The organism is Streptomyces sp. NBC_01089 (assembly GCF_045162975.1).
In the GTDB taxonomy this organism is placed as follows: Bacteria; Actinomycetota; Actinomycetes; order Streptomycetales; family Streptomycetaceae; genus Streptomyces.
On sequence record NZ_CP108660.1, the window covers coordinates 2,700,802 to 2,714,514 of the forward strand.

Genomic DNA, 13,713 nt, shown 5'->3' on the forward strand with positions numbered 1-13,713 from the left:
GCGTCTCCAGCGGTTGTCTTCAGTACGTACGCGAACTGACACGTACGGACCAGGTGGCGTCCATCCTGCCGCAGCCCATGCGTCAGCCAAGCACTGAGCCCTTGTCGGGCACCGGTGTCTGTGGAGAGCCGCCCGGTCGGACCCGGCCTGACCGGGCGGTCACCCCCTACCCTGGGTGGTGTTGTCGGGCAATCGCTGTCGGCCAGTCGGCCGACGGCCCTACGAGCCGAGGAAACCCGTGAGTGACACTCCATTCGGATTCGGCCTTCCGCCGGAGGAGCCGGAGGACGGCGACGAGGGCAAGAGCAAGGGCAGCCAGGGTGGCGGAAGCTCCCCGCAGAATCCACTCGGGTTCGGCCCCGGCAGCGGCGGTGACAATCCGTTCGCGGCGATGTTCGGTTCGATGAACCCGAACGACCTGGGCGCGGCCTTCCAGCAGCTCGGCCAGATGCTGAGCTACGAGGGCGGCCCGGTCAACTGGGACATGGCCAAGGACATCGCGCGGCAGACGGTCGCCCAGGGCACATCCGACGGCACCAAGGACACCAGCGTGGGCCCGGCCGAGCGTTCGGCGGTCGAAGAGGCCGTACGCCTGGCCGACCTGTGGCTGGACGGCGCGACCTCACTGCCCTCCGGGGCGGGTACGGCCGTCGCCTGGAGCCGCGCCGAGTGGGTCGAGGCGACCCTGCCGGTGTGGAAGGAGCTCGTCGACCCGGTCGCGGAGCGTGTCGGAGCGGCCATGGGCGGGGTGCTGCCCGAGGAGATGCAGGCCATGGCGGGCCCGCTGCTCGGCATGATGCGGTCCATGGGCGGCGCGATGTTCGGCCAGCAGATCGGACAGGCCGTCGGCGTCCTGGCGGGCGAGGTGGTCGGCTCCAGCGACATCGGTCTGCCGCTCGGCCCGGCCGGCAAGGCCGCGCTGCTCCCGCTGAACATCGAGGTCTTCGGCAAGGACCTGGGCATCGACAAGAACGAGGTGCGGCTCTACCTGGCGCTGCGCGAAGCCGCCCACCAGCGGCTCTTCGCGCATGTGCCGTGGCTGCGCTCGCATCTGTTCGGCGCGGTCGAGGGGTACGCCCGGGGCATCAAGGTCGACACGTCGAAGCTGGAGGACGTCGTCGGCCAGCTCGACCCCTCGCATCCCGAGCAGCTGCAGGAAGCCCTTCAGCAGGGCATGTTCCAGCCGGAGGACACCCCGGAGCAGAAGGCTGCGCTGGCCCGGCTGGAGACGGCGCTCGCGCTGGTCGAGGGCTGGGTGGACGCCGTGGTGCACGAGGCCGCGAAGACCCGCCTGACCTCGGCGGACGCCCTGCGCGAGACACTGCGCAGGCGCCGGGCCTCCGGTGGTCCCGCCGAGCAGACCTTCGCCACACTGATCGGCCTGGAGCTGCGTCCGCGCCGGCTGCGGGACGCCTCGCGGCTGTGGGCCTCGCTCACGGACGCCCGGGGTGTCGACGGCCGCGACGGCCTGTGGGAGCACCCGGACATGCTGCCGACCGCTTCCGACCTGGACGACCCGGACGGTTTCGTCCACCACGAGCATCTGGACTTCTCCGAGCTGGACAAGATGCTCGGTGAGGCCGCGGGCGGCGACAGGAGCGGCCCCGGCAAGACCGATCTCAGCAAGGGCGGCACCGACACCGGACCGGACGACACGGACAAGTCGCGCCAGACCGACCGGACTGACCAGACCGACGAGACCGAGACCGACGAGAAGAAGGACGACCCCGGCCAGTGACACAGCAGGGCACCATCCGGGACGACGCCGTCCGCGTACTGAAGGGGCACGAAGGCCAGGACGAGCTGCGCCAGAGCTATCTGGACCATCTGTCGGCCCACCCGGACGGGATGTGGAAGTCCTGCGGGGCCGGGCATCTCACCGCGAGCGCTCTGGTGCTGGCCCCGGAGCGCGGGCAGGTGCTGCTCACCCTGCACAAGAAGCTGCGGATGTGGCTCCAGATGGGTGGGCACTGCGAACCGGGCGATACGACGGTGGCGGGCGCCGCGCTGCGCGAGGCGACCGAGGAGTCCGGCATCGAGGGGCTGACGCTGCTGCCGGGCGGCCCGCTGAGGCTGGACCGGCACGCGATTCCGGCGCCCTGCACCCAGCATTTCGATGTGCAGTACGCCGCCCTGATCCCGCCGGGAGCGGTGGAGCTGATCAGCGACGAGTCGCTTGACCTGCGGTGGTTCGACTACGACGAGGTGGCGGACGTCGCCGACCTGTCGGTCCGGCGGCTGGTGGAGGCCGCCCGCACGGCGCTCGGGAAAGCGGCCGTCTGAACAGCGGCGACACCTGCTGACGGACGGGGGCGGTCTCCCGGTCTCCGAAAAGACCGCCCCCGTCCAGTGCCTCTCGCCGCCCGCGGCATTCAATGCTCGCGGTGCATTCAGTGGGCGCGGTGCTCAGTTCCAGACGTTGCCCTGGTTCTGGCCGTGCGCGCCCTGCTGGCCCATGCCGAACTGCGCCAGCACGCCGTCCCCGATGTTCGCGTGCTGCGGCGCCATCACCTCGCTGGGCTGGACGAGGGCGAAGCCCTGGCCCAGGAAGCTCAGCTCCCAGCCCTCACCGGTGCTGCCGCGCCGCCGCCGTACCCCCGACGAGTGGGTCTGCGCCTGCATCTGCACCCGCAGACCTGACGACCAGGCCACGACGGCGTCCGCGTCCGCGTTGATGTACCTGTCCGGCGTGACCTGCATCATCAGCGGCTGCCCCGAGGTCATCAGCGCGACCTTGCCCCGGCCGGTGATGTGGAGCTGGTACTTGCCCGACCCCGAGATGCCGTACTGGCTGTCGACCGCGACGACCGTGTGGTTCAGGGTCGAGTCCATCGCCAGGACATAGGCGCTGTCCACGGTCAGCCCGTCCTGGTCGACGTCGACCAGATGCACGTGCTGCGCCAGGTTGGCGAAGTAGACCGTGCCCTGCCCGTGGCAGCGCATCAGGTCCAGTCCCTCGCCCGTGTGGGCCCGCGCACGCCGCTGCTGGTCCGACTGGTACTCGCCGTCGAATTCGATCAGCCCCTGGTACGCGACCATGGCGCCCTTGCGGGCGAGTACGTCGTCGTGCCCGGTCAGCGCGACCCGCAGCAACTGCGGGTTCTGCACCGTGTACCGGTCCTGGGTCTGCTGTTCCGTATAGGTGAAAAGCGGGCTCTGCATGGTGTTCTGGCTCCCCTCAGCTCCGGATCCGCAGACGGTCGGTGCTGTCCTCGCTCGGCTGTACGACGACGATGCCCTGCCCGGAGAAGGCCATCTGGTACGCCTCCCCGCTGCCCCGGCCGATCAGCGAACCGGCCTTGAAGCTGCGCTTGCCCTTGACCTTGAGGTTCGGCGACCAGGCGACCAGGGCGTCCGGATCGACATAGGTCTCGTCCTCGCCACTGCCGCAGTCGACGACGATCGGCGTACCGCGCGAGGTGATGGCGACCCAGCCGCTGCCGGACACCTGGATGTTCCACAGGCCCTGGCCCGCGAACTTCGCCATGCCCTTGACCCGCTCCACCCCCCAGGTGAGGCTCGCGTCGAAGGCGAGCAGATTGCTGCCGTTGACCGACAGCGCGTCGTTGTTGAGGTTGATGACGACGACATCCGCGCCGTAGTCGGCGAGGTAGAGCAGGCCGTCGCCCGAGCACTTCATGAGCGGAGCACCCTCACCGGTGATCCAGTCACGGGCGATCTGGCGGACGGCCGGCGGATTCGGCTCGTACTGCACGAAGCCCTCGTACGCGACCATCGATCCGGTGCGTGCGAGCAGATCCTGTCCTGTCTGCATGGCGACCTTCAGCATCTTGCTGCCGTGGTTCTCCATGCGGGCCGTGACGGGGGTCGGGGCGAAGCCCGCGAGCTGCTGGTTCATGACGGGCTCCCTCAGACCTCGTACGGCTGGACGATGATGAAGTTCCCGGGGGCGCCCCGGAACTGGAGGTTCACGCTCTCGCCGCTGTCGCCCGCGTAGGCGTTCTGCCGCAGCCTGACCTGGCTGGCCACGATCACTTGCGAGGCTGACGACCAGGCGACGACCGCGTTGCAGTCGGCGAAGGTGGTCGGGGTGACCGGCAGGACGACCGGCGCACCGTGCGTCTTGACGATCACGGTGCCGGTGCCCTGGAACTGCATGGTGAACAGCGCTCCGCCGGGAATGCCGTGCCCCTCGATCCTGCGGACCTCGTACTGCAGGGTCTCGTCGAAGGCGAGCACGCTCTCCGACGAGACACAGATCCCGTCGCCCTGGAGCTCGATGGGGTGCAGATGGGCGCTGTTCTCGGCGAAGAAGACCTGTCCACGGCCGGTGCAGCGCATCAGCTGCATCTCCTGGCCGGTCGCATGGCCCACGATCCGCCCCGCGAAACCGGCCCCCTTGTAGCTGAAGTCGACCTTGCCCTGGTACATCACCATGCTGCCCTGGCGGGCGAGGACGGGGGTGTCACTGACGGTCAGGTCGGCCCGCATCAGGTACTTGTTCTGCGGGGTCCAGCGCTGCCCTGTGTCCGTTTCGCGGTACTTCTGGAAGGCGGCCTGCAGGCCGGGGCCCGCGACGGTCGGCTGATGTCCGTAGGAAGCAGGCTGCGGCGGCTGACCGTACGGAGCGGGCTGGCCGGGAGGCGGCTGCTGGCCGTAGGGGCCCGGCTGACCCGGCTGACCCGGCTGCCCGCCGTACGGGGCCGGTGCGCCCGGCGGCTGGGCCTGTCCGGGGAACTGGCCGAACTGCGGCGGCTGTTGTTGTTGCTGCTGCTGTTGCTGCTGCTGCTGCTGCTGCTGCTGCTGAAGCTGGGGCGGCTGTGCGTACGGAGCGGGAGCGGGTGGCGGGGTGGCCCCGCCCTGCAGATGCATCGGCGCGGCCATGGTCGGCGCCGAGTGCAGGGGCGGCGGGGTGGGTGCGGGCAGCGGCGGCGGGGTCGCCCCGCCCGGCGAGGGCAAAGGCGGGGGCTGCGGCGCCGGAGCGGGCGGCGCCTGGACCGGCGGGGACTGCTGGGCCGGCGGGGACTGGGGCGGAGGAGCGGCGGGCGCGCCGAAGGAGGGGGCCGGCTCGGGGGCACCGGCGGGCGGGGCGAAAGCGGGTGCACCGAAGGCGGGAGGCTCGGCCTGCTGCGGTGCGGCGGGCTCCTCGTCGGCGACCTCACCGCCGAAGTTCCTCAGCAGCGCGTCGAGTCCACCGTCGAAGCCCTGGCCGACGGCGGCGAACCGCCAGACGTCCTTCAGATAGAAGTCGCCCAGCATGACCGCGCGCTCCGTGGTGAATTCGGAGCCGGTGAAGGCGTATCGGACGACCTCCTCGCCGCCCGCGACGATCCGGATGTATCCGGGCCCGATCTGCGACATCTGGCCTGCGCCGTCGAGTGTCGCGGTGAAGGAGAGCTTCTGGACGGCTGCGGGGATGCGGTCGAGCGTGACCCGGAAGGATTCGGTGTCACCGGCCTGTGGGCCGAGGAGCTGGATCGACTCCTCGGGCGACTTCGGCTGGTTGAAGAAGATGAAATACCGGTCGTCGGAGAGCTGTTCGTCGGCGTCGAGTCCGAAGCAGCTGATGTCGAAGGTCAGTCCGGCGCCCGCGATCTGTACACCCACGTACAGGTCCGTGCCCGCTGTCAGGTCACTGATCCTGGCCTTGTGGCCGCGTTGGAATTGCCTGGCCATACGTAACGACCGTCCCCCATCCCGAATGTGTTTCCGTCGCGTCAGGCTAACGGCTGGGACCGACATCCGGCCAAGCCGGGACGGACCCGGTACGCAGCCGGTACACAACTCCGGAGGGCCCGCCGCCGGGAGCGCCCCGGGAGCGCCGGTGTGCGACAACGGGCATCACGGCGCCGAGGCCGGTGAGCGGTGGCGGTGGCGGGTGGAATTGGTGGGTGGAGCTGGTGGGTGGAGCTGCTACTCGCCGCGGGCGGCGGGCAGATGCGGCAGCCGCTCGGCCGCCACCACCCCTTCGAGGTAGCCGCGGGCGCGCTCGGTGCGGGGATACGCCTCCAGGAGCCGCCAGAAGCGCGGGCCGTGCCCGGGCACCAGAAGGTGGGCCAGTTCGTGAAGCAGTACGTAGTCGACGACGTACTCCGGCATGCCCTGGAGCCGGTGCGAGAGCCGGATGCTGCCCTCCGCCGGGGTGCAGGAGCCCCAACGGGTGTTCTGGTTGGTCACCCAGCGCACCGAATCGGGGCGGGCCCGGCCCGCGAAGTACTGCTCGGACAGCCGCGCCGCGCGGTCCGCCAGCTCGGAGTCGCCGAGGACGCGTTTGCTCTCCTGCGCCTCCAGCTTGTCGAGCATCACGGTCACCCAGCGCCGTTCCTCGGCGTCCGACATCCGGGCGGGGATGAGGACGATGGTCCGGTCCCCCTCCCGGTAGGCGGAGACCGTTCTGTTGCGCCGGGCACTCCTGCGGACCTCGACCGGGCTCGTCGCCGGGCCGCGGGGCGGCTGGTTCTTCGCGCTGCGCGGTGGACTTCCGGCGGTGTGCAGAGGGTCGACGGGCACGCTTCGACGTTACCCGCTGTCAGTGCGGGAAGTCCCGCGCCCATGGCGGTTGAACCTTGATCCATTCCACAGAGTGCAGCATTCGAAGTATCAGCACACCGACCCTGTGGATAACTTTCCGCACCCTCGGTGACCTGAGGGCATTCTGACTACAGAGCCGCCGGGACAGCCCGGCGGACGGTGAAACGGGGGCGTGCGATGCATCCGATGGTGAAGCCTGCGCTACAGCGCGCTTGGCGGGACCGGCAGGCCGTGCAGTTCGGGGTGACTCCGGCACAGGCGGTGGTGCTCGGCCCGGTGGACCCGGCCACGGGCTGCCTCCTCGGGCTCCTGGACGGCACCCGCGGGATGGAGCTGCTGCGGAAGGAGGCACAGGCCATGCGACTGCCGGACGGCCAGGTGGACAAACTGGTCGCCCGGCTGGCCAAGGCGGGGCTGATCGATGATGCGACGGCCGGCGGCCCAGCGGTCGAAGCGTTACGGAACCGGCCCGGCACCCTGGACCGGCTGCGCCCCGATCTGGCATCGCTCTCGCTGGTCCATCCCGAACCGGGCGCCGGTGCGGCCCGCCTCGCGGCCCGGCGTGCCATACGGGTCCAGGTACGGGGTGCCGGCCGGGTCGGAGCCACGGTGGCGGCGCTGCTCTCGGCCTCCGGGGTGGGCCGGGTCGAGGTGCTCGACGGCGGCTCCGTCCTCCCGGGGGACGTGGCACCGGGCGGTTTCCCGCCGGAGGCTGTCGGAGAGCGGCGGGATGCGGCGGCGCGTCAGCTGGTCCGGCGTGTCGCACCTGGCCCACCACCCCGCGCCTCGGCTGCCGCACCGGGCGGCAGCGGGCCGGGCGGCGACGGCGGGCCGGGGCTGTCGCTGATCGTCGTGGCGCCGCGCGACGGGCTCGATGCCTATGTGCCGGATCCGGCACTCTCAGCGGAGTGGATCACGTCGGGCACCCCCCATCTCTATACGGGAGTGATCGAAGGCACAGGGGTGGTCGGACCGCTCGTCCTGCCGGGAGGGACGGCGTGCTCGGGCTGTCTGGCGCTGGGGCGCGCCGAGCGTGATCCCGGCTGGCCCCGGATGGTCGCGCAGTGGCGCTCGGGCAGGCGCGGCGCCGTACCGGCCTGCGATCTCGGGCTGGCCACAGCGGCGGCGGGGCTGGCGGCCGCACACGCCCTGGCATTTCTCGACGGTGAGCTGCCCGCGTCCACGGGCTCGCGGTGGGAGGCTTCACTGCCGCTGCTCGACTGGCGACCGGCTCGTATCACACCCCACCCCGACTGCGGGTGCGGCGCGGGTGGGCACACTGAAGGGGTGCGCGCCTCGGAGGCCGGGTCCGCGCACGACACAATGGCCGGGTAACCGCCGTACGCTCCACGGCAGTCTGGGATTTGGAGGGGCGCATGTCTGATCTTCCCCGGAAAGCGGTCACACGTACCGCCAAGCTGGCGTCACTCCCACTCGGTTTCGCCGGTCGCGCCACCTGGGGCCTGGGCAAGCGGATCGGCGGCAGATCCGCGGAGATCGTGGCGCGCGAGGTGCAGCAGCGGACGGCGGAGCAGCTCTTCAAGGTCCTGGGCGAGCTGAAGGGCGGGGCAATGAAAATGGGGCAGGCCCTGTCGGTCTTCGAGTCGGCCCTGCCCGAGGAGATCGCCGGGCCCTACCGGGCGGCGCTGACCAAGCTCCAGGAATCCGCCCCGCCCATGCCGGTGCAGACGGTCCACGGGGTGCTGGAAGCGCAGCTGGGTGCGGAGTGGCGCGAGCTGTTCACCGAGTTCGACGACAAGCCGTCGGCTGCCGCGTCCATCGGTCAGGTGCACCGTGCGGTGTGGCACGACGGACGCCGGGTCGCGGTGAAGGTGCAGTATCCGGGGGCCGGTGAGGCGCTGCTGTCGGACCTCACGCAGCTGAGCCGTTTCGCCCGGCTGCTCGGGCCGCTGATCCCCGGCATGGATATCAAGCCGCTCATCGCCGAACTGCGCGACCGGGTGTCCGAGGAGCTGGACTACGAGCTGGAGGCGGATGCCCAGCGGGAGCACGCGGAGGAGTTCGCCGGGGATCCGGATGTGGTGGTGCCGGATGTGGTCTATCAGAGCGACCAGGTCCTGGTGACCGAGTGGATCGACGGGATCCCGCTGGCCGACGTGATCTCGGACGGCACGGACGAGCAGCGTGACCGGGCCGGGCAGTTGCTCGCCCGGTTCCTCTTCTCGGGCCCGGCCCGCACAGGACTGCTGCACGCCGACCCGCACCCCGGCAACTTCCGACTGCTGCCGGCTGAGGGCGCTGGGGTTGAGACCGCCGGGGCTGAGATCGACGGGGCTGAGACCGGTGAGACCGGGGCCGTTGAGGGCGCTGGGACTGAGGTCGATGAGGCAGGTCCGGGGGACGCCGCGCAGTGGCGGCTGGGGGTGCTCGACTTCGGGACGGTGGACCGGCTGCCGGGTGGGCTTCCCGCCACGATCGGCCACGCCCTGCGGATGACGATCGAGGCCGAGGCGGCCGCTGTCTACGAGATGCTCTGCGAGGAGGGGTTCGTCAAGGAGTCCATCGATCTCGATCCGGATGCGGTGCTGGAGTATCTGGTCCCGATCATCGAGCCGGTGCAGGCCGACGCGTTCACGTTCAGCCGGGGGTGGATGCGGGCGCAGGCGGCCAGGATCGCCGATCCCCGCTCCCCCGCCCACCAGTTGGGCAAGCAGCTCAATCTGCCGCCGTCCTATCTGCTGATCCACCGGGTGACGCTGAGCACCATCGGAGTGCTCTGTCAGCTGGGTGCGACCGTGCGGCTCCGGGACGAACTCGAGGACTGGATGCCGGGGTTCCTGCCGGAGGCGGTGGAGGCCGACCTTGCGGAGCACCTCACCGAACAACTCCCGGAACAGGCCGCGGAACAGGAGCTGCCTCCCGCCCAGGCCCACGCCTGACCGGTCACGTCCAGGGCCGTGGCACGCCCCCGGACCCGGTCTCACCTGGGGCCTCGGGGGGCCGGTCTCGCACGGGAGCCCTGTCACCACCCGGGCCGCGGTCGGCCTCGGGAGCCGGGTCATGCCACGGGCCCGGCCAGCCTCGGAGCCCGGTCCCTCGGGGGCAGGCCAGCCTCGGAGCCCGTCATGCCCCGGAGCCCGGTCACGCCAAGGGCCCCATCATGCCTCGGGGGCCGGTCGGGTGACCGGCCCCCGTTGTCTTCCGCGTGGGACTGCTCTGTTCCTGCTTCGTTCTACTGCATGACCGCCATGGCGAGCGCGCGGCGGGCTCGCAACGAGACGCGCTCGGCGCGGCGTTGCATACGGCGGGCGGCCACCAGGCGCAGAGCCTGACGTTCGATGTCGGCCTCCCTGCGGCGCTCGTGCATATGAGCACGAGCCATGGCTTCTGGGATGAGTTGCATCTCGCGGGTCCTGTTCTGACGCGACTCGGTCGCGCCGATGGTGGTGACGACTGGTGTTGCGGAGCCGGACGGCTCGCTGGTGGAAGAGGTCATCGGGTCCTGCTTCTGGGGATCGTGCTTGTGGGGGCGGTCAATCGTTCCGGAGCCGGTGAGTTTCATGCCGCGACCGGGTTCTTGCGGGGACGGCCACGCGGCCTCTTGCGGGCCACGACTACGCCCTGGACGAAGAGCTCGCCACCCCAGACGCCCCACGGCTCGCGACGCTCCTTGGCGCCGGCGAGGCAAGCCTCGACGAGCGGGCAGGTACGGCAGAGCGACTTGGCGTACTCGACGTCGGCCGGGGTCTCGGCGAAGAAGACCTCCGGGTCGTAGGCACGGCAGGGAACGGGCGCTTCGAGGTTCTCGATGGCGTCGTCGAGAACGGTCAGAGCGGTGAGCGGGAACACGGTGGGATCCTCCGGGGCAACAGGGGGCGAGAGTGTCTGTGAGGGCGGTGCGGACGGGGCGTGCGCTTCGATTTGCACGGTGATTTCATTCCTCGTCTGGTCGTTCCGGTCTGTTTGACCGAAGGTCGTCTGGTGGCCCAGTACAAACAAAAGGGCCGCGGATCCCGGGTGGGGTTCCGCGGCCCTGAAGGCGCCTGCCTGATGCTGAATCAGACTGGATCACTCCAGGGTTCGAGCCCACGGAAGGCCCACATCGTGTGGTGCTGCGCTGCCTGCGTCCCGAACTCGGCACCGACTGCCGCAAACGCATAGGACGGCATCCCCGCGATTGCTACTGCTGCTTCCGGTGCCTTGGTCGGTCGCTCATTACGGTCCCGAATGGGAAGGCTCGCCAGGGAAACAGGGCTGACGGCGGAGACGCCGGACAGACCGGTTCCACGGAGAGAGGAGCCGAGCAGGCAGGTGGCGACGACCGAGCGGTCGGTCATTTTGGTCTTCGTCGTGGTTGCCACTGGTCTCGCCTCCTCTCGGCGTCTCGGGGAGTTGGGGCCCGGGGGCCCTGTCCCATTCGTATGTAGGTCAGTACAGCTGTGGATCAAGTACAGCACGGAACCAGGGCTTCAGAGAAGTCGCTGTTCCCGTGGTTAAGAACCTAAGGGGGTTCCCGGGGGCTGCGCAAACTATTTTCTCGACGAGTTTCGGTCAGTCTTCCTTCTCGTCGTCCGTAAGCTCCTGGCCTGCACAGATCTTCAGCACATCGGCTCCGAACCGCGCGATCTTACGAGCGGGGACACCGGCGATGCGTGTCAGCTCGGTCTCGTCGGACGGCACCGCCTCCGCGATGGCCATCAGGGTCTTGTCGGTGAACACACAGAACGCGGGCTGCCCGGTCTCCTTCGCCTGGACCGACCGCCACTCGTGCAGCCGCTCGTACAGCGCCTCGTCCATGTCGGACGGGCACTCCTCGCAGCGCATCAGCTTCATCTCGCCGCCGTCGGTCAGGGTCTTGCCGCAGACGCGGCAGCGCACGGGGCCGCGGTGCTTGCGGCGGGCCGCCGCGCCCCGCTCGATCCCGCCCGCGCCCCCGGCGGCACCGCGCGCCCCGGCGGCCGCCGAGCCCGGCCGCAGCCCGCTGAGGAAACGGCTGGCGCGGCGGGAGGCCCTGCCGCCCGGCGACCTGGACAGCGCCCAGGAGAGCGTGAGGTGGAGCCGGGCCCTGGTGACCCCCACATAGAGCAGCCGGCGCTCCTCCTCGACCTGTTCCTCGGTCTTGGCGTAGGTGATCGGCATCATTCCCTCGGTCAGCCCCACCAGGAACACCGCGTCCCACTCCAGGCCCTTCGCCGAGTGCAGCGAGGCCAGCGTGACGCCCTGGATGGTCGGGGCGTGCTGCGCGGCCGCCCGCTCGTCCAGCTCCGCGACCAGGTCCGAGAGGGTCGCGCCTTCCCTGGCCCCGGCGAAGTCCTCGGCCAGGCGCACCAGCGCGGCCAGCGACTCCCAGCGGTCCCGGACCGCCCCGGATCCCGCGGGGGGCTCCGCCCGCCACCCCTTGGTGCCGAGCACCGCCCGCACCTGGGACGGCAGGTCCACCGCGTCGTCGAGGAGCGGGTCGTTGCCTCCGGCCCTGGCGGCGCCGCGCAGCGCGACGCCCGCCTCGCGCACCTCGGGCCGTTCGAAGAACCGCTCGGCCCCGCGCAGCTGGTAGGGCACTCCCGCGTCGGCCAGCGCCTGTTCGTAGACCTCGGACTGGGCGTTGATCCGGTACAGCACGGCGATCTCGGACGCCGGGACACCCGCCGCGATCAGGTCCCGGATCCGGCGTGCGGTCCCCTCGGCCTCGGTGGGCTCGTCGCCGTACTCCTTGTAGACGGGGTCGGGCCCCGGGGAGCGCTGCGAGACCAGCTCCAGGCGGTGTTCGGCGGCGCGGCCGCGGGCCTGCGCCAGCAGTCCGTTGGCCAGGTGCACGACCTGGGGGGTCGAGCGGTAGTCCCGGACCAGCTTCACCACCGTGGCCTGCGGGTGGCGGACCCGGAAGTTGAGCAGGTGGTCGGGGGTGGCGCCGGTGAAGGAGTAGATGGTCTGGCTGGCGTCGCCCACGACGCAGAGGTCTTCCCTGTCCCCCACCCACAGGTCCAGGAGCCGCTGCTGGAGCGGGCTGACGTCCTGGTACTCGTCGACCACGAAGTGCTGGTACTGGCTGCGGATCCGGTCGGCGATGTCGTGCCGGTCCTGGAGGATGCCGACGGTCAGCAGCAGCACGTCCTCGAAGTCGATCACCCCGCGGTCCCGCTTGAGCTGCTCGTACATCGCGTAGATCTGGGAGATCTCGGCCGGGCCGCGGGGTGCCTCGCGGGCCGACTTCGCGATGGCCGCCGGATAGTCGGCCGGCACGGTCTGGGTGACCTTGGACCACTCGATCTCACCCGTCACGTCCCGCAGCTCGTTGCGGTCGAGCCGGACGCCGCAGCGGCCGGCCGCCTCCGCGACCAGCTGGACCTTGCGCTCGACGAGCCGGGGTACCTCGCCGCCGACCGCCTTGGGCCAGAAGAACTGGAGCTGGCGCAGCGCCGCCGAGTGGAACGTACGCGCCTGGACACCGCCCGCGCCGAGCTGGCGCAGCCGGCCGCGCATCTCGCCGGCCGCGCGGTTGGTGAAGGTGACGGCGAGCACCGTGGAGGGCTGCAGGATGCCTGCGCGCACCCCGTACGCGATGCGGTGCGTGATCGCGCGGGTCTTGCCCGTGCCGGCTCCGGCCAGCACGCACACCGGACCGTGCAGGGCGGTCGCGACCTCGCGCTGCTCGGGGTCGAGCCCGTCGAGCACCGCGTCCGCGGAGTCCGGAACCTGCGGGAAGAGAGAGGCGTGCGTTGCTGGTGTCACCCCGCCATGCTGCCAGGTCCCGCGGGAGCCGCCGATCCGTTGTCCACAGGGACCGGGTCGCAGTCGTACTTACTGCGGGGGGCTGCTGGGGGGAATGGCTGCCGGGTCTCGTACGTTCTACGGCATGTGACTTCCCGGGGCCGTCCCCCGGGAATGCCTATGTACCGAATGTATCGAACGTATTTGAACGAAACGTATCGAACGAACTGTTTCGGACGAAGCAGCACAGAAGGCTGCGGGCGACGCAGCAGCAGAGGAGCGCGAGAGACATGCCGGGCACTGTGACGATGTACAGCACTACGTGGTGCGGCTACTGCCGCCGGCTGAAGGGCCAGATGGACCGCGAGGGCATCGCGTACACCGAGGTGAACATCGAGCACGACGCCGATTCCGCGGCCTTCGTGGAGAAGGCGAACGGCGGCAACCAGACCGTCCCCACGGTCCTCTTCCCCGACGGTTCGACCCTGACCAACCCGTCGCTGGCCCAGGTGAAGCAGAAGATCTCCTAGGTTCCACCGGTCCCTGCCCGGG

13 protein-coding genes are annotated in these 13,713 nt (G+C 70.4%); 5 read left to right on the forward strand and 8 right to left on the reverse strand.

Annotation, left to right across the window (positions count from 1 at the left end):
• Positions 1-238: 238 nt before the first annotated feature.
• Entirely contained in the window at positions 239-1,738 is a 1,500-nt protein-coding gene (locus tag OG510_RS11840; RefSeq protein WP_406136741.1) for a zinc-dependent metalloprotease, read from the forward strand.
• Positions 1,735-2,283, forward strand: a complete 549-nt coding sequence (locus OG510_RS11845) for an NUDIX hydrolase (RefSeq protein ID WP_406136742.1) — start codon at positions 1,735-1,737, stop codon at positions 2,281-2,283. Before OG510_RS11840 ends, OG510_RS11845 begins: the two co-directional genes overlap by 4 nt.
• A gap of 123 nt (positions 2,284-2,406) precedes the next feature.
• Here the strand turns inward: OG510_RS11845 and OG510_RS11850 are convergent, their stop codons facing one another.
• From OG510_RS11850 to OG510_RS11865, 4 genes are all read right to left on the reverse strand, one after another.
• Complete coding sequence (locus OG510_RS11850) at positions 2,407-3,162, reverse strand: AIM24 family protein (RefSeq protein ID WP_406136743.1); 756 nt, start codon at positions 3,160-3,162, stop codon at positions 2,407-2,409.
• A 16-nt stretch (positions 3,163-3,178) separates the two neighbouring features.
• Positions 3,179-3,859 (reverse strand): AIM24 family protein, encoded by a 681-nt coding sequence (locus tag OG510_RS11855; protein ID WP_406136744.1) that lies wholly within the window; start codon positions 3,857-3,859, stop codon positions 3,179-3,181.
• A gap of 11 nt (positions 3,860-3,870) precedes the next feature.
• A complete protein-coding gene (locus OG510_RS11860) occupies positions 3,871-5,637 on the reverse strand; it encodes a TerD family protein (protein WP_406136745.1) in 1,767 nt (588 codons plus the stop codon).
• A 237-nt stretch (positions 5,638-5,874) separates the two neighbouring features.
• Complete coding sequence (locus OG510_RS11865; protein ID WP_164267426.1) at positions 5,875-6,471, reverse strand: M48 family metallopeptidase; 597 nt, start codon at positions 6,469-6,471, stop codon at positions 5,875-5,877.
• Between the two features lie 198 nt (positions 6,472-6,669).
• Here OG510_RS11865 and OG510_RS11870 point away from each other — a divergent pair, with 198 nt between their 5' ends.
• Both OG510_RS11870 and OG510_RS11875 read left to right on the forward strand, forming a co-directional pair.
• A complete protein-coding gene (locus OG510_RS11870) occupies positions 6,670-7,827 on the forward strand; it encodes a ThiF family adenylyltransferase (protein ID WP_406136746.1) in 1,158 nt (385 codons plus the stop codon).
• 41 nt (positions 7,828-7,868) lie between these two features.
• Complete coding sequence (locus OG510_RS11875) at positions 7,869-9,392, forward strand: ABC1 kinase family protein (protein ID WP_406136747.1); 1,524 nt, start codon at positions 7,869-7,871, stop codon at positions 9,390-9,392.
• Positions 9,393-9,685: 293 nt separating this feature from the next.
• On the opposite strand, the gene OG510_RS11880 is transcribed toward OG510_RS11875, so the two are convergent.
• The 4 genes from OG510_RS11880 to OG510_RS11895 all read right to left on the reverse strand — a co-directional run bounded on the left by OG510_RS11880 (position 9,686) and on the right by OG510_RS11895 (position 13,182).
• Positions 9,686-10,015 (reverse strand): hypothetical protein, encoded by a 330-nt coding sequence (locus tag OG510_RS11880; RefSeq protein WP_164267423.1) that lies wholly within the window; start codon positions 10,013-10,015, stop codon positions 9,686-9,688.
• Positions 10,012-10,380 (reverse strand): WhiB family transcriptional regulator, encoded by a 369-nt coding sequence (locus tag OG510_RS11885; protein ID WP_164267422.1) that lies wholly within the window; start codon positions 10,378-10,380, stop codon positions 10,012-10,014. The genes OG510_RS11880 and OG510_RS11885 overlap by 4 nt, the downstream gene beginning before the upstream one ends.
• A 131-nt stretch (positions 10,381-10,511) precedes the next feature.
• On the reverse strand, positions 10,512-10,790 hold the full coding sequence (locus OG510_RS11890) for a hypothetical protein (protein ID WP_406142369.1): 279 nt from the start codon (positions 10,788-10,790) through the stop codon (positions 10,512-10,514).
• Between the two features lie 214 nt (positions 10,791-11,004).
• Positions 11,005-13,182 (reverse strand): ATP-dependent DNA helicase UvrD2, encoded by a 2,178-nt coding sequence (locus tag OG510_RS11895; RefSeq protein ID WP_406136748.1) that lies wholly within the window; start codon positions 13,180-13,182, stop codon positions 11,005-11,007.
• Between the two features lie 269 nt (positions 13,183-13,451).
• Between OG510_RS11895 and OG510_RS11900 the strand changes: the two genes are divergently transcribed.
• Positions 13,452-13,691 (forward strand): mycoredoxin, encoded by a 240-nt coding sequence (locus tag OG510_RS11900; RefSeq protein ID WP_406136749.1) that lies wholly within the window; start codon positions 13,452-13,454, stop codon positions 13,689-13,691.
• Positions 13,692-13,713 lie beyond the last annotated feature (22 nt).